Annotated in this window: 9 protein-coding genes, 1 riboswitch and 1 other annotated feature; of the genes, 4 read left to right on the forward strand and 5 right to left on the reverse strand. The window is 61.9% G+C overall.

Annotated elements, in window-relative coordinates; genetic code table 11:
- Window positions 1–88 precede the first annotated feature (88 nt).
- The 3 genes from E6C55_RS08440 to E6C55_RS08450 all read right to left on the reverse strand — a co-directional run bounded on the left by E6C55_RS08440 (window position 89) and on the right by E6C55_RS08450 (window position 3,760).
- Window positions 89–568, reverse strand: coding sequence for a C40 family peptidase (locus E6C55_RS08440; RefSeq protein WP_136369339.1), 480 nt, complete (start codon window positions 566–568; stop codon window positions 89–91).
- A 4-nt stretch (window positions 569–572) separates the two neighbouring features.
- Window positions 573–714, reverse strand: a riboswitch (cyclic di-AMP (ydaO/yuaA leader).
- A gap of 216 nt (window positions 715–930) precedes the next feature.
- Entirely contained in the window at window positions 931–1,752 is an 822-nt protein-coding gene (locus E6C55_RS08445; RefSeq protein WP_136369340.1) for a hypothetical protein, read from the reverse strand.
- A 10-nt stretch (window positions 1,753–1,762) separates the two neighbouring features.
- Window positions 1,763–3,760, reverse strand: coding sequence for a M1 family metallopeptidase (locus tag E6C55_RS08450; protein WP_136369341.1), 1,998 nt, complete (start codon window positions 3,758–3,760; stop codon window positions 1,763–1,765).
- A 211-nt stretch (window positions 3,761–3,971) separates the two neighbouring features.
- Between E6C55_RS08450 and E6C55_RS08455 the strand changes: the two genes are divergently transcribed.
- Both E6C55_RS08455 and E6C55_RS08460 read left to right on the forward strand, forming a co-directional pair.
- Window positions 3,972–4,481 (forward strand): YwhD family protein, encoded by a 510-nt coding sequence (locus E6C55_RS08455; RefSeq protein ID WP_136369342.1) that lies wholly within the window; start codon window positions 3,972–3,974, stop codon window positions 4,479–4,481.
- A 636-nt stretch (window positions 4,482–5,117) separates the two neighbouring features.
- Window positions 5,118–8,696: an Npt1/Npt2 family nucleotide transporter gene (locus E6C55_RS08460; protein WP_136369343.1), complete on the forward strand. Its 3,579-nt coding sequence runs from the start codon at window positions 5,118–5,120 to the stop codon at window positions 8,694–8,696.
- Between the two features lie 391 nt (window positions 8,697–9,087).
- On the opposite strand, the gene E6C55_RS08465 is transcribed toward E6C55_RS08460, so the two are convergent.
- Both E6C55_RS08465 and E6C55_RS08470 read right to left on the reverse strand, forming a co-directional pair.
- Complete coding sequence (locus E6C55_RS08465; RefSeq protein WP_136369344.1) at window positions 9,088–9,381, reverse strand: hypothetical protein; 294 nt, start codon at window positions 9,379–9,381, stop codon at window positions 9,088–9,090.
- 444 nt (window positions 9,382–9,825) lie between these two features.
- The gene (locus E6C55_RS08470) at window positions 9,826–11,940 is read right to left on the reverse strand and encodes a transglycosylase domain-containing protein (protein WP_230986608.1); all 2,115 of its coding nucleotides are present in this window, start codon (window positions 11,938–11,940) and stop codon (window positions 9,826–9,828) included.
- A 182-nt stretch (window positions 11,941–12,122) separates the two neighbouring features.
- Here E6C55_RS08470 and speE point away from each other — a divergent pair, with 182 nt between their 5' ends.
- Both speE and E6C55_RS08480 read left to right on the forward strand, forming a co-directional pair.
- Entirely contained in the window at window positions 12,123–12,950 is an 828-nt protein-coding gene (speE, locus tag E6C55_RS08475; protein WP_136369378.1) for a polyamine aminopropyltransferase, read from the forward strand.
- A 325-nt stretch (window positions 12,951–13,275) separates the two neighbouring features.
- Complete coding sequence (locus E6C55_RS08480; protein ID WP_136369345.1) at window positions 13,276–15,519, forward strand: methyl-accepting chemotaxis protein; 2,244 nt, start codon at window positions 13,276–13,278, stop codon at window positions 15,517–15,519.
- 124 nt (window positions 15,520–15,643) lie between these two features.
- Window positions 15,644–15,892: a binding site (T-box leader), on the forward strand.
- Window positions 15,893–15,950: the final 58 nt, after the last annotated feature.

Raw genomic sequence — 15,950 nt, forward strand, 5'->3', positions numbered from 1 at the left:
AGAAGGCTATCGCTCCTCCGCCGAGGATGGTGCGATAGCCTTCTTCTTGTTGTGCTTGTTTAAGAATAACAGAGGACGGGTAAAAGAATTACAGAACTGCCGCGGAGTCGGAAGTGACCTTCTTGTAGGTCTCTTCGCTCATGACGCGGCGTGCGCCGAGGTAACGAGCGGCATAGTACTTCTCATCGAGGCCCGAGATCGTGACGCCCTTGGAAGCCGCATGCGCAAACTTGTTGTCGCCCACATACACGCCGACGTGGGATACTCCCTTGCCGCTGGTGTTGAAGAACACCAAATCGCCCGCTTGCAGATCCGCCTTGGCTACCTTGTCGCCCAGCTTGAATTGCTGTGCGGACGAATGGGGAAGGGTCATGCCGAGCTTCTTGAACACATAGGCCGTGAAGCCGGAGCAATCGAAGCCGCTCGTCGTCGTTCCCCCATAGTCGTAGTCAATGCCGATCAGCTTGCTGACCTCGGTGTCCAGCTTGGACTCCGCGAAGGCGCTGCCTGCCTGGAAGGCGAGCAGCAAGACGAGCCCCGCGAATACGGCAGATAACTTCTTGCGCAAAACAGGTAACTCCTTCCAAAGCCTACGAGGTTAGCTGGAGGGTTCGGTTGAAGGCTCCCTATGATCCCTGTGAGGCGAGATCAATTCACCCGGAATTACTGGTTCCCCCGTTTCCCTTGTGCGCGGGAATTCGGCAATTTTTTGCACTGAGGTTTAGTAATTCGGGCATATGGTCCCTTTTTCCTGCCGCAAAAAAATTAGAATTCCTTAATGAAAATTTAATAATTTTCCTCTGAAAGCGCGATCAACGATCTTAAACGCCAAAAAAGCTTCCCCATGTCGGCCAACCTTGTCGGTTGGCGGATGGGGAGGCTTGTTGGTTCCTGGCGAACGGAGGAGCCTGAAGATGGAGGGCTAAAGAATCAGGGAGCCTGCGAATCGGGTCGCCACACCTCGAATTGCGAGGCGGAGATCCATAGGGACAGCAGGGAACGGACGAACTGGAACGCTTGATGAAGCGCGATTGCGGCGAATCCGGTCCACAGCAGCGCCGCGGTCGTGACGACGGCCGAAGCGAGCAGGCCGGCGCCGATCAGGCTCAGGGAGACGAGCAGCAGCGGAATCGCCTGCTTGCACGCCCGCAGCAGCCCCTGCAGGATCGGTCCTCCCGTCGCCGAGCTGAACTGCATGAACTGGAAGAGCAGGTGCACGGCGAAGCCCCAGGCGAACCAGCAGAGCGCAACCGGCAGCAGGTCGCGCAGCCAGACGGTCATATTCGGCTCCTTAATGTAGCAGGAATAGGCGAAGGGAACAAGCCAGGCGAGCGGCGCCAGCGTCAGCGCGCTCTCTGCCCAGTACAGCGCGGTGACGCCCTTCCAGCTTCGCCGGATGCCCTTCAGGACCGAAGTGCCCCGGCCGTCCTCCGAATGCCGGAACGAATAGAACAGTCCGGCATTGATCAAGGGCGTCGCGATCATCCGCAGGAGGAACATTCCGCCGAGCAGGGCGAGCGGCTCGTAGGAGACGTCGGTCTTGAACAGGCGGAATTGGGCCTCCACGAAGAACAGGCGGACGGCATACGGATTCGGATGGTCGTCCGGATATCGGGCGAGCACGGGAGAGACGATGGAATCCACGAACCGGTAGAGGAAGTAACCCCAGAGAAGCCGATAGAGGAAGAGCACAACAAGAACATACTTATGCCGGAGCGTCAGCGCCCAGCCTTGCGACAGGAATGCGCGCATGTCCATCACCTCACCATGCCAATGTGCCGAGCAGGCCTTCCAGGAACGACGAGAGGCCGATATTGAGACGGGTCCGGCTGCGCTCCGGCACCTCCGTCTTCAGATAGTTGTTGTAGCGAAGGTTATCGAGCACAATCGACATGGACGGATCGATTGCCGCATAAGAGAGCGGAGACGTGTGCTTCAATTGCATCTGGGTATGGTTCTGCTCCCCGTCCCACGTCTGGCGCAGCGTCTCCCCGTTCGCGAAGCGGAACATGACGCCGACCGGCTGCCCGCTGCCGCCGTTCCTTCTGAGCAGCACGGTGGTCAGGTAGCCGCCGTCTGCCTGCGGGACCGACCGGATGGACTCGACGGCGTAATCGGCCATCTGCCCGTGATAAACATACGCTTGGAAAAAATCTCCCCACTTCTCCTTCGTCACCGACTCGACGACCTTCTGGAAGTCGGCGGAGGACGGGTGCTTGAACTTGTACTTCTGGAAGTAGGAGCGCATGATCTTGTTCATGGTCTTCTCCCCGACCTCCCGTTCGATCTCCTTCAGAACGAGCTTGCCGCGCATGTAGACGTTCTCCGCATAACGGTCGGAGCTGCTGTACCGCCAGGATTCAAGCTTCAGCGGCTCGGGGTGGGTCAGATAGCTGGCTTCGACCAGGGAGCTGGAAGACACTCCGTAGATGGCGGACATCAGCTTATCCTCCGTATAGGACGTGAAGCCTTCGTCCAGCCACGCTTCCTCGAATTCGTTCGACGCGACGATGCCGTACCAGTATTGATGCGCGATCTCGTGCACAAGCGTGCGCTCAAGCTCGTAGCCGGGCTTGTCGTCCTTGGCCGCCGCCGCGGTGACGAGCGTCGGGTATTCCATCCCCCCGGCCCCGTTCGCGTCCGGCGGAGGGACGACGACGGAGAGGGTGGAGTAGGGATACTCCCCGTACCACTCCCCGAGCTTGGCGAGCGCCGACTTCGCGGCATGCATGTACCTCTCGGCGAGATCCTTGTGCAGAGGGTCGATGTACAGCTTGATGCGGACGCCCGGCACGCCGACGGAAGAGAACGTATCCTCGACGAACTGGAAGTCCGGCGACGCCGCCCAGCCGAAGTCGTGGACGTCGTCCGCGTAGAACTGGTACGTCTTGCGGCCGCCGGCGACGACCGCCGCCTTCGTCTGGAAGCCGGTGGCGGCGACCTTGTACGTGTCCGGCACATCGATGCTGACGCTGTAGATGCCGAAGTCGGAATAGAACTCCGAATCGCCGTGATACTGATGGGTGTTCCAGCCCTCGCTTGTCCGGCCGCGCGTTCCCGTCGTCTCGTAAACCGCGAGCTTAGGGAACCATTGCCCGGCCATGACGAAGTCCCCGGCCTTGCCCATGCGGGCGAACACCTGCGGCAGCTTCACGGTGTAGGTCATCCGCAGCGTCAGGCTCTGGCCCGGCTTGACGGGGTGAGGGAGCAGCAGGGTGGCAAGCGTCCGATCGGAGGAGTTGCCGTCGTCGGGCTGGACGTAATGAAGGCGGGGCAGCAGCGTCTCCCCTTCTTCGGTCGTGAGAGAGTTCAGCGTCATCGACCCGTAGCTGCCGGCCTGCATCTTGTCTCCGCGAAGCTGGCCGCCGGATTCCTTCAGGAACGTGCTTCCGGGAGAGAAAGCGTTCGGATACAAGTGGAAGTAGAGGTCCGATACTTCCTTGCGTCCGGGGTTCTGCCAAGTGATGGTCTGCTGGGCGGCGAGAGTGCCGTCTTCCCCAAGAACGACGGAGATGTGGTATTCGGTTACCCGGTTGCTGAGCACGTTCGCCGTCGGCGCGAGCGGAGCGTCGGCGTTCGGCTCGGAAGCCGGAACGGAAGAGGGGGCCATGGCGGACAGCTCCTGCTCCTGCGTCCCGGCGGCCGGGGGCAAGACGTACTGGCCGGCCCAAGCGTCCGCGAATCCGAACTTGAAGGATAAGGCGAGCAAGGCGGCGGATAGCGCAAGGACAAGCGTGCGGTACATACGACGATGGGGCATACGGTTAACCCTCCCGTTGACAAGCGTCTAGGGCATGTATATGTTGGTTGTCCCGCGATTATATCTGCGGATTGAACAAGCAGGGGCTTATCCGGTCGAGGGATCAATGGCGACACTGTGGGACACTATGGGCGATATCCCGGATGACGCTCATCGCTTTTCCGTCCGTTTTTCGTTAGAATAGGAGAAGTGAGAATGGAGGCTGGAACGAATGGACAACGAACAACAGCAGCCGGCGCCGGAGAAGAAGAAGCTGTCTCTGAACGTCGTTAGCAATAAGCAGCACAAGGGCTTCGGAGCGGGAAGCATCGACCTGAGCCAGGTCGCCTGCATCATCATCGACCAGGGCGAAGCCTACATCGACGTCGGCGCGATGCATGCGAAGAGCAAGATCGAGCGGGGGATCAAGTTCTCTCCGAACAAGGAGGACGTTCCGAACGGCCGTCCGGCCTGGATCGTCTGGGTTGCGGTGGACCGGGACGAGGAAGGAAGCTTCTATGGAGGAGCGGCGTCCTGCGAGATGCTGGTCGATACGGAGGCGCGCCGCGGATGGAAGATTCTCGCCGATCACGTGAATCGTCTGGATCGCGCGATCAAGCGCAAGTTCCTGCTCGAGAACATCGGCCCGGAAGAGAAGGCGGCGCTCGCCAAGCTGCTGAAGGAGCACAACCCGCAGTGGTGGGACCACTCTCCTCAGGAGCTGAAGGACCTGCTGGCCTGAGCCCCCGGATGGGGATGGGCGCTGCGAACACAGCCTGAACGATCTGACGGCACGTCGGATCGCTCGGGCTTTTTTGTTTGGGTTTGCCATCGCCGCCGCGGCTGACGTTGTCGCCGGATGCCCAAAATTTGGGCGGCAATTCGTAGTGGCGCGGCCCGAGGATGGGTGAGTTGGGCGATTTATATGAACAGTCACATTCGTGCGGAGGATAAAGGGGCTTCGGAGAGGCAGTTGGAGAGGGAGATGTGCGGGAAATCCGTGTAACGACAGATCTTATCGCTGTCGCTGCTTTCGCATTTGTTGTTCTCGCCGCCGCCGTCGCGCCCTGCGTCCACCTCTGTCTCGCTCCTCACCGACATCCGACCGCCGTATCCGGTGCTGGATGGCTGCTAGAATCCAAGCGGATTTTTTGGGGGCGGAACTTTTCCGACGAGTGTGAAAAAACGCATAAAACCGCCTGAGTTAAGGGGGGCGGCATGTCAGGCATCGTTCAGTTTCATCCGCACCATCGTTCGAGCGCTTTCCTTGCGTTTTTTCTAAAAAACTCTGAACCTTTCTGCCTATTTCTGGCGATTTTGTAGTACAATTCAGGACAATAAGAACTAGTCTGATAGACCGGGGAGCGAAACTCGTTTGATGAGGCTGTTAACGGGATCGGCATTCGTAAGGAATTTGGCGGGAGATGCGGAGGATCGCGCGGAGCTTGTGAAGGCCGCCTACCTCTTCTTCTATTTGTTCTGCGTTGTGGCGGCGTCCACGATCGGGAGAACGGCGGCGGACACGCTGTTCCTCAGCCGATTCGACTCCTCCCATCTCTCCATGATGTATCTGCCCCAGGCGGCAGCGATGATTCTGAGCGGCATCCTGTTCCAGCGCTTCGGAGGCAAGCTGCGGATCGATCGGCTGATCGTACTCCTCATTCCCGCGCTCTCCGCCCTGGTGGCCGTATCCCGGCTGGGGGTGGCCGCCGAGCTTAGGTGGGTTTTCCCCGTTATCTATATCGCGTTCGATGTCTTCAACTTCCTGATGATCGTCTGCTTCTGGCAGTTCGCGACCGCGGTCATGGACCAGCGCCGGGCGAAAAAGACGATCGGGATGGTCGGCAGCGGAGGCATCGCGGGAGGCATCGTCAGCGGCTTCGGCTTGAAGCTGCTCGTTCCGTTGCTGGGGACCGCGAACCTGATTCTCGTGTACGGAACGCTCCAGCTTCTCGCGCTGGTGACGGTGATCGCGCTTCGGCGAAGGCTCCCGAATCCGCAGGAGACGTTCGCGGAGCAGACGAGGAAGCCGGCGGAGAAGGGGCAGCGCCAGGCTCCCGCCAAGAAGGAGAAGCTGTTCCGAAGCGTTCCCCATCTGAAGTTCGTCTCGGTGATGGCCGGAACGCTTGTCGTGTCCTTGACGCTCATCGACTATCAATTCAAGGTTGTGCTGAAGGAGACGCTGGCCAATGACGCGCTGGCCGGCTTCATGGGGAGCTTCTACGGCTTCTCGGGCATTCTCGCGCTGCTTGTGCAACTGTTCGTCGCCGGCCGCATCCTGACCCGGTTCGGCGTCATGACGGCGCTGCTTGTTTTCCCGATCGCGCTGCTGGCGGGCAGCCTGGGCCTGCTGCTCTACCCGGTGCTGGCGGTGGCCGTGGTCGTGAAGGGGAGCGACAAGGTGCTCGGGGACACGATTCATTCGTCGGTGAACCAGCTCATCATGTTCCCGGTGCCGCCGGAATGGCGCAACCGGGCGAAGAGCTTCCTCGACGGCGTCGTGCGCAACGGGGCGAAGGGTGTCGCCGCTCTCTGCCTCCTCGGCCTGTCCCCCTTCCTCTCGGCAGCCCAGCTCGGGTATATCGCGCTCGCGCTGCTCGTCATCTGCATCACGGCGGCGGTCATGGTCAAGGGCTCTTACCTGCGCATGTTGCTCTCGACGCTGAAGACGCGAGGAGACGACCTCAGCTCCGACAGCCTGGACCTGATGGACCCTGCCAGCCGCCAGCTTCTGCTCGGTGCGCTTGCGTGTCCGGACTCGCATCAAGCGCTGCATGCGCTGCGAATTCTGCGCGGGCTTCAGGGCGTGGACCTTGGCCCCTATTACTCGGGGCTGATTCGCCATTCCTCTCCCGAGGTGGCGGTGGAGGCGCTGTCCGCGGTGGAGGAGGCGAAGCCGGAAGGGTTCGAGCCCGAGCTGCTGGAATTGATCGCGTCGGAGGCCGGCCCGAAGGTCAAGGGGCAGGCGCTGCTGGCGCTTGCGGCCTACGGCCGCGAGGAGCATCTGGACGCAATCGGCGAGAAGGTCGATTCCGAGATCGTGGAGGAGCGGGCGGCGGCGATTGCCGGGCTCGTGAAGCATTACGGCATCGAAGGGATGTTCCGGGCGGTGGCGACGTTCAAGAGCATGCTCGGCAGCACCCGGGAGGACGAGCGGACGGCGATGGCGGCCTTGTTCGGGCGAATCGGCATCCGGGAGTTCTACAAGCCGCTTATTCCGCTGCTGAAGGATGAGTCTCCGGACGTTCGGATTGCGGCGATCTCGTCCGCCGGAGCGCTGCGCGTCCCCGAGCTGGTGGTTGAGCTGGTCCGTCTTCTGGACGATGGCGAGAGCCGCCGCTTCGCGGTAGAAGCGCTGGCCGCCTATGGGGAAGCGGCGCTGCTGCCTCGGCTGGAAGGGAGCTTCGACAAGAAGCCGGAGCCGTTGCATCTGCCGAAGGTGCTCGAGCGGCTCGGCACTGTGCGCGCGTTCGAGATGCTGCTGGCCCGGTACGAAGCGGCCTCTCCCGAGATGAAGGAGAAGCTGCTCGAGGCGATGGTCCGTATGCATCGCGGGCAGGCATGGGCCGAGGAGAAGGACGTGACGCGGCTGGTCCTCGCGGAGATCCAGGACGGGGCGCGGGTGATCGCGCTGGCTTCGGGGTATGCGGGGAGGACGGAATACGAGGAGATGCTGCAAGCCGTCCGCCAGCTCAGATCGGCTGCGGAGAGCCGGGTGTTCCGCCTGCTCTCGCTCGTGCACGACCCCCGAACGATCGGCGCGGTCTATGCCGGCTGGTCGGAAGGGGATGCGCGCCAGCAGGCGAACGCGGCCGAGGTCATGGACCAACTGCTGCAGGCCGAGCTGCGCACCGAGGTGGCGCGCTTGATGTCGGCGCCGCGGACGCTGGCGAGTCCGCAGGGCGTCGAGCCGAGCGAACGGACGCTGGCCGAGCTTGGCGAGCGGGGAGACGAATGGCTGCGGCTGACGATCGGGCTGGCCGCGCGGAGAGATGCGGGCGCCGGCCGTTCGCCGGCGGAGGAGGCGGCCGAGGGCGCGCTCCCGCTGGCGAAGCGCATGGAGCGGATCGCGGCGCTGCGGCGGGCGGAGCTGTTCGGCGGGCTGCCGGACCGCGAACTGTCGGCGATCGCCGAGCGGCTGAGCGAGACGACGGTGCCCGCCGGAACGACAATCGCCCGCGAAGGCGAGGCGGGCGACTCGTTCTATCTGATCGTCGAGGGGAAGATTGCCGTCGGTCGGGAAGGGCGGAAGGAAGGCGAGCTGGGCCCGGGCGAGGGCTTCGGCCAGACGTCTCTGCTGACGGGGCGGCCGCGCACGGCCGACTTCCGCGCCGAGGAACCGTCGAGGCTGCTGCGGCTCGGCTCGTCGGACATCTACTTGCTGATGTTCGACCGGACGGGCATCGCGCTGGAGATGATGAAGCTGCTGTCGCGGCGAATCAGGATGCAGTTGGACCGGGCGAAGGAAGTCCAGACTCCCGTGCAGGCAGCGGTCGAGGCGGCAGCGGCGGCGGTGCGGGAGCTGTCGGGACCGGCCGCCGGGCCGGGCGACTCGATCCTGCGGCGCGTGCTCGTGCTGAGCAAGATCGGGCTGTTCGCCCAGTTGGAGCAGGAGGACCTGGTGCGGCTCGCCGGACGGGTCGAGGAAGTGGAAGTCGCGGCGGGCCAGCCGATCTGCAAGGTCGGCGAATACGGCGACGCACTCTACGGCATCATCGAAGGAAGCGTCCGCGTCCACCGCGGCGAGGAGCGGATTGCAGACCTTAGAGAAGGCGACAGCTTCGGCGAGATGGCGATTATCGACAGCGGCCTGCGCTCGGCGGACTGCACCGCGTCGACGGATGCGGTGCTGCTCGTCCTCCATCGCGATCAAGTCACGTCGTTCTGCTTCCAGAACATCGCCGTTCTGCGGAGCATGATGCAGGTGCTGGCCGAACGCCTGCGCGGCTTCTCCTGAGCGCACTCCGCCGCCTCACGGCATCGTCTGATCGAACGGCCAAGCGAAGCGGCGAAGCGAACCGCGAACGGGATGCGAACGCAAGCTGCGGAATGTAATCGGAATTCCGATCATAATCGCTCGATTCGGGGGAGAGTCGCGAAATGTAATCGGAATTCCGATCATAATCGCGCGGTCTGGGGACGAATCGCGAAATGTAGTCGGAATTCCGATCATAATCGCTCGATCCGGGGGCGAACCGCGGAATGTAGTCGGAATTCCGATCATAATCGCTTGATCCGGAGGCGAACCGCGGAATGTAATCGGAATTCCGATCATAATCGCGCGGTCCGGGCGTGAATCCCGGAATGTAGCACTAGCATTGCATCAAAGCTGACATGACAGTTTATGCCTAGCCTAAAATAGGCATTCTTACATTGCTTGCCTCCTCCGTGCCGTCGAGAGCGAACTGAATGCTCAAAAAATGAGCATTCAGCGCCGTTGTGCCGCTGAGAGCGAGCTGGATGCTCAAAAAATGAGCATTCAGCGCCGTTGTGCCGCCGAAAGCGAGCTGAATGCTCAAAAAATGAGCATTCAGCGCCGTTGTGCCGTCGAGAGCGAACTGAATGCTCAAAAAATGAGCATTCAGCGCCGTTGTGCCGCTGAGAGCGAGCTGGATGCTCAAAAAATGAGCATTCTCATTCATGGAGTGCCTCCTCCGAGTCGATGTAAGCTTCCGTGCAAGGCTAGTGGGAATGTAGCCGGAATTCCGATCATAATCGCTCGATCCGAGCACGAACCGCGGAATGTAGTCGGAATTCCGATCATAATGAGCCTTTGTAAAGAAAATGGACACGTCCACCAAACGACGCTCCGTCCCGGCCATGTGCGCAGTTAAACTACCATCTTCCCCTCTTCGCCGCTCAACCCGGCTCAGGTGCGCAGTTCGGCGCCCGTTCGAGCGGGAGTGACGCCGCCTTCAGCGTTTCCGCGAGAGCCGCGGCTCCGCCACACTCTGCTTCTCCATCAACACCGGTTCCACCATCTTCAGCTTCTCCATCAACACCGAGGTTCCACCATCTTCAACTCCTCCATCAACACCGAGGCTCCACCATCTTCAGCCCATCCATCAACACCGGTTCCACCTTCCTCAGCTCTTCCACCAGTGACGCAGCTTCTTCCACCAAGGGGAAGAGTTGGTGTCGCTCTCTTGCTGGAGGCTGCGGATGGGGGCGCAGCTCTCGGTCGGCTCCGTGCCGGCGATGAACGACTCCAGCACGCGGTGCTCCGGGCAGTCGGCCGTCGCGAGCAGGCCTGTTGCCGAGTCGACGTACGTCTGGACGACGCCGTCCGGCAACGGGAAGGAGTGCGGGGCGATGTCCGCCAGCGCCTTCTCCGTGAAGTCGGCGAAGATCGGCGCGGCGCGATGGGCTTCGCTCTGCGTAATCGTCCGCCCCTTGTCGTAGCCGACCCACACGGAGGTGACGAGCTCCGTCGTGTAGCCGACGAACCAGGCGTCCGAAGGGGTCGTGCCGGACTTGGCCGCCACCGGGCGGGTCAGCATACGCGAGATCCGGTGCGCGGTGCCGCCGGTGTCGAAGACGCTTCGCATCAGGTCGCTCAGCACGTAGGCCAACTGGGGAGAGACGATCTGCTCCCGGCGCGGCTTCGCCGAGTACAGAACCCGCCCGTTCCGGTCGGCGATGCGAACGATTGCGACCGGCTCCGCCCGGTCGCCCCCGGCCGCGAACGCGGAATAGGCGGACGCCATCTCGAACGGGCTGACGGGGAACGTGCCGAGCGCCAGCGAAGGGACGGCGTCGAGCCGGGCGGTGATGCCGAGCTTGCGGGCCATCTGGATGACCTGCTCCGGGCCAACCTTCATGATCGTATTGACCGCGTAGATGTTGTCCGACGAGCGGATGGCCTGGCGCAAGCCGATCTCGCCGTTAAAGTAGCGGTCGTTGTAGTTGCTCGGCCGATAAACCTTGCGATAATCGTCGTAGTAGAACAACGTCGGCTCGCTGCGGAACCGGGTCGTCGCGGTCACCGCGCCTTCGGAGAGCGCCGCTGCATACAGAATCGGCTTGAAGGACGAGCCGGGCTGGCGCGTCGTGGCGAAAACCCGATTGAATTGGTTCTGGCCGTAATCCCGGCCCCCGACCATCGCTTTGATGTAGCCGGTCGACGGATCGATCGCCACCAGCGCCGCCTGCAGCTCGCCGTTCTCCGGCAGCTGCTTCGCGACGGCGGCCTCCGCCGCGCTCTGCACCCGGCTGTCCAGCGTCGTGACGATCTGCAGGCCGCCTTCGGTCAGCAGCTTCTCGTCGGTTCCGAGATACTGGGCGGCCAGCTTCCGAACGTAGTCGGCGAAGTAGGGGGCGATCTGGCCCTTCCCCTTCGGGAGCGGCTGGATCGCGACGGCTTCGGACCGGGTTCTGGCGGCGAGCGCGGCGCCGATGTAGCGAGTCTCCGTCATCGTCTGCAGGACGGTCGCCTGGCGCGCCTTCGCTTGCTCGTAATGAAGATGGGGAGAGTAGTAGCGCGGTCCCTTCGGAATGCCGGCGAGCATGGCGCTCTCCGCGAGGTTCAGCTCGCGGGCATGCTTGCCGAAGTAGAGCAGCGACGCCGCCTCCGCCCCGTAAGCTCCGTGCCCGTAATAGATCTGGTTCAGGTACATCTCCAGAATCTCGTCCTTGGAGAAGCGGCGCTCCAGCTTGGCGGCGTACAGCGCCTCCTTCAGCTTGCGGGTCCACGTGCGCTCGTGCGACAGGTAGAGGTTGCGGGCGAGTTGCTGGGTGAGCGTGCTCGCGCCCTGCTCCTTGGACAGATGCCGCGCATCGATCCAGGCAGCGCGAAGCAGACCGCGCGCATCGAGGCCGGAGTGCTCGTAGAACCGGCGGTCCTCGGCGGCGATCGTCGCCTTGATCAGCCACGGGGAGATGTCGCGGAGCGCGACGGTTCGCCGGTTCACGCCGCCTTGCAGGGCGGCGAGCACGTTGCCTTCGGAATCGAGGATGGTCGTCGATTGCGGAATGGAAGCTTCGGGAAGCGGAGTATATTCAACGAGGGCGGCCAGGGAAGCGGCGGCGAGCACAAGGAGCGAGAACGCGGTGGCGAGCAGCCATAACCAGCGGCCGGCGCGCCCGGAAGCGGCCGATCCGGCGTCGGTTCCTGTCATTTCCCGGGACATGACGTCGCTCTCCTCGCTCGTTCGCACCGGCACCGCATGGATCGTATCCGTCTCTGTTCGGGTCTCGCTCATAAGGTCCTCCTTTTGCCCACACTCGGCAGTTTATTCGGATTAGCAATCTCCCCTTATTATGGAAAGGGGCGGCTCAGCTTATTCCTCTGCCCGGACGGTTGCAATCGGAACGCGATTCTCTTCATAATACGTTGTGTACGGACCAATTCTTGGCGGAAGAGAGGGGGCCATTCATGTCCTCGATGGAACTGTGGTACACGGAGAAGCAGACCGAGAGCTTCGGCATTACGGCCAAAATCAAGCAGACTTACGTCCACGAGCAGACGGACTTCCAGGAGCTGGCGATGATCGAGACGGAAGAGTGGGGCAACATGCTCGTGCTCGACGGAATGGTGATGACGACGGTTCGCGACGAGTTCGTGTACCATGAGATGGTGACCCATCCGGCGCTGTTCACGCACCCCAATCCGGAGAAGGTTCTGGTTGTGGGCGGCGGAGACGGCGGCGTCATTCGCGAGGTTCTGAAGCACCCTAAGGTGAAGGAGGCCGTGCTCGTCGATATCGACGGCAAGGTCATCGAATATTCGCGGCGGTACTTGCCGTCCATCGCCGGCAAGCTGGACGATCCGCGCGTATCGGTGCAGGTCGGCGACGGCTTCAGGCACATCCACGAGCGCAAGAACGAGTACGACGTCATCCTGGCGGACACGACGGAGCCGGTCGGCCCTGCGGTGCAGTTGTTCACCCGCGGCTTCTACCAAGCCATCAGCGAGTCGCTGAAGGAAGATGGCTTGTTCGTGGCGCAGACGGATAATCCTTGGTTCAAAGCCGATCTGATCCGGAGCGTCAATCGCGACGTGAAGCTGGTGTTCCCGATCGTGCGCGTGTATACGGCGAACATTCCGACCTACCCGAGCGGCCTCTGGACGTTCACGATGGGCAGCAAGCGGTACGACCCGCTGAGCGTCAGGACCGAGGATATCGCGGAGCTCGAGACGAAGTATTACACCCCGAGATTGCACCACGCCGCGTTCGCGCTGCCGAAGTTCGTCGAGGATCTCACGAAGTAAAGGTCGGATTGCGCTGGCGCCGAACCCCGGTACCGCCCCTGCACAGGGCGTTCCGGGGTTGTCTGCGTTTCGGTCATTCTTCGATGTCAGCTTTGTTGTGAAAATACAGCCGAGACGGAAGGGTAATTGGCGCGGCGGACAAACAATGTTCGGTTTTATTCCCTAATCTATCGAAATTTAAACCAAAAAATTCCAAACAAAACCGAAAACATGATCGAAAAACGCGCCGAAACCTACATTTTCCAAGAAAATAAGACAAAAAGCCTATTCACTATGATATAATTACTGACATCATGAGGTATTGCGATAGCGGGGGGAAAACATCATGTTCGATTGGCTGGGATGGAAAAAAGGGTTGCCGCTGTGGTGGTCTTACCGTCTGAATGCGGCGACGAAGCGGGACGTCGAGGATATCTTCGAAGGGATCGCCGAGACGCGGATGGAGGTTCTGAAGGATTGGACCAATGAATACTGGCGCTCGCTCGAACGGCTGCGGGATCAGCTTGTCTCGGCCGGTTCGCGAGGGGCTGCGGGAGCGTCGGCGTCGGCGTCGGAGGAGAAGGACCAGGCGGCGTGGGACAAGCTGTTCGGAGACATCTACACGCGGGCATCGGACTTTACGGAGATTTTTATGCTGGATTCGGAGGGACTTGTCATCTATTCGACGCACCTTCCCCATAAGGGAAGAAGGTACGAGCAGGATTCCCTTCTGGCTCCCGGAGTGCGCTACTCGGCCGGAGACGGCGGCGGAGCCCGCCCTTGCCTGTTCGGTCCGTATCCCGATCCTCTGACGAAGGAGATCGGTTCCCGATCCTCTTCCTTCCACGACAAGATGACGCTGCTCTTCCTGCTGCCGGTGACGCTTCCGGACGGAATGACCGCGGGCCTGCTGTGCGGCCGCGTCCCGAACGATGTGATCGGGGACTTGATCCAGCGGGAATCCGGCCACGTGTACCCCGATTCGGGGGACAATTACCTGTTCATGGCGAAGCCGGCGCTTAACGTCCATATCGCCCCGGGAACGGCGCTCTCGCGCAGCCGCTTCGAGGACCGCACCTTCACGCACGGAGAGAATCTGAAGGACGGGGTGACGACGGATTGGGGAGTCGTGTCGGTCAAGGAGCATACCGAGCTGGAGATCATGTTCACCGACCCGGCGACCGGCGAGCTTCACCCGGGTGTCGCGAACACGATCCGCAACGGCAGCAATCTGTTCGTCGAATTCCCCGGCTATTCGGACTACCGGCACATTCCCGTTATCGGGAAGGGAGTCACCTTCCAGCTTCCGCATTGTCCCGACGTCTGGGGAATGATGTGCGAGGGCGATCTGGAGGAGGTATACCGGATTCGGAGCATCTCGCTTCGGCTGGTAAGGCCGCAGCTCATCCAATTCGGCTTGTTCGGGATCGTATCGGCCGCTGTCGTGTACATTGCCGCGAGGGAGGTGTCCCCGCTGCTGACGGCCGTGATTGCGCTCGCTCTGAGCTTGATCGCCGGCTTGTCGTCCGCCGCCTTGACGCGCCGGCGAAGCGACCGGCGGGTCGTGGAGCCGCTGCGCAGCCTGAACCGCTTCATTCGCATCAATGCGGAGGGCAAGGGCGACCTGACCAAGCGAATCCATACGGAAGAGTTCGACAACGACGAGATTCGCGATCTGGCGAAGTGGATCAACAACATGATCGATTCGCTGGAAGGCATTATGCTTCGGGTCAAGTCCGCGTCCTTCGACGTCTCCCTGAGCCAGCACCGGCTGAACGAATCGACGGCGACGACGGCGGTGACGACCGAGCGGGTGAGCGGCCGGGTTCACGACATGATCCGCAGCATCCGCAGGCAGCTCAAGGATATCGACGTCGCGAAGGATGTCGCGGACGAGATGCGCCAGACGCTGCAGATGCTGGAGGAGAAGGCGTCCGAGCAGATCTCGATTGCCCAGAGCGAAGTCGAGCGCATCGGCGACAAGATGGCGCACATCTCCCATCGGGTCGCCCAGACGAACGGCGCCATTCGCGTCTTCATGGACACGGCGAACGAGATTCGCGGCGTGCTCCAGGTCATCGGAGAGATCTCCGCCCAGACGAACCTGCTCGCGCTTAACGCTTCCATCGAAGCGGCGCGGGTCGGCGAGCACGGCAGGGGCTTCGCGGTCGTCGCCTCCGAGATTCGCAAGCTGGCGGATATGACGCGCAGCTCGACCGAAGAGGTTCACGGCATCGTGGAGAAAATTTACAATCACGCACAGGAGGCCTACGAGTCGATGGAGGAGGGGACGCGGGTCGTTGCGGAAGGGACGGAGCTCGTGGCCGTCGCCTCCGAGACGCTGGGCTCCGCCAAGGCGGAGGATTCGCTCAAGACGCAGGTCGTCGACGAGGTCGTCGCCTTGATGGAGAAGATCGCCGCGGTCAGCATGGAGAACCGCGCGATCTCGACCGAGGTCGAGGCGAAGCTTCAGGAGCTGACGGGCGGCATCCAGGGCGTCCGCCACACCTCGAACACGGTGGAGAGCATCACCTCGTTCCTGCAGCAGCTCGTCGGCCAGTTCCATCTGACCGAGACTCGGCAGCGGTAGGGGGAGGGAGTCGCGGGGATTGGGGCGGCGGGGAAGGCCGGGGGATGATCTCAGCAGCGGCGGTCCGGAGAAATCCCGGCTTTTCTTTTGCCCCCGGTTATCCTATAATGAAGGCTAACATATCCCACCGACGTGGATCGGGAGAGTACCTCAGCGTTTGGTCGTCGCAGCGAGCCGGGATGGTGGAAGCCGGTACGAGAGCCTGAGGGAAGCGCACCCGGGAGTCGATTCCCAGAGCCCGGCTTCGGCCGAAGTAGGGGAGTCCGGCCAAGGCCGTTATCCGATCGAGAGAATGCCGTTGAAGCAAGCGGGGCCGCCCCGTGAATTCGCGACATTCAGAAGAGTGGCACCGCGGAACCTATCCGTCTCTTTATAGAGGCGGATTTTTTGTCGTTCTTGGGGGCATTCGAAGAGGTCCGGGAGGGGCTCCG

It is taken from the genome of Cohnella fermenti (genome assembly GCF_004801405.1).
GTDB lineage: Bacteria > Bacillota > Bacilli > Paenibacillales > Paenibacillaceae > Cohnella > Cohnella fermenti.

Bases quoted from the DNA above. Each gene is read 5' to 3' on its own strand.
- E6C55_RS08445 (WP_136369340.1), bottom strand. From the start codon at position 1,752: ATGCGCGCATTCCTGTCGCAAGGCTGGGCGCTGACGCTCCGGCATAAG.
- E6C55_RS08450 (WP_136369341.1), bottom strand. From the start codon at position 3,760: ATGCCCCATCGTCGTATGTACCGCACGCTTGTCCTTGCGCTATCCGCC.
- E6C55_RS08455 (WP_136369342.1), top strand. From the start codon at position 3,972: ATGGACAACGAACAACAGCAGCCGGCGCCGGAGAAGAAGAAGCTGTCT.
- E6C55_RS08460 (WP_136369343.1), top strand. From the start codon at position 5,118: ATGAGGCTGTTAACGGGATCGGCATTCGTAAGGAATTTGGCGGGAGAT.
- E6C55_RS08465 (WP_136369344.1), bottom strand. From the start codon at position 9,381: ATGAATGAGAATGCTCATTTTTTGAGCATCCAGCTCGCTCTCAGCGGC.
- E6C55_RS08470 (WP_230986608.1), bottom strand. From the start codon at position 11,940: ATGAGCGAGACCCGAACAGAGACGGATACGATCCATGCGGTGCCGGTG.
- speE (WP_136369378.1), top strand. From the start codon at position 12,123: ATGGAACTGTGGTACACGGAGAAGCAGACCGAGAGCTTCGGCATTACG.
- E6C55_RS08480 (WP_136369345.1), top strand. From the start codon at position 13,276: ATGTTCGATTGGCTGGGATGGAAAAAAGGGTTGCCGCTGTGGTGGTCT.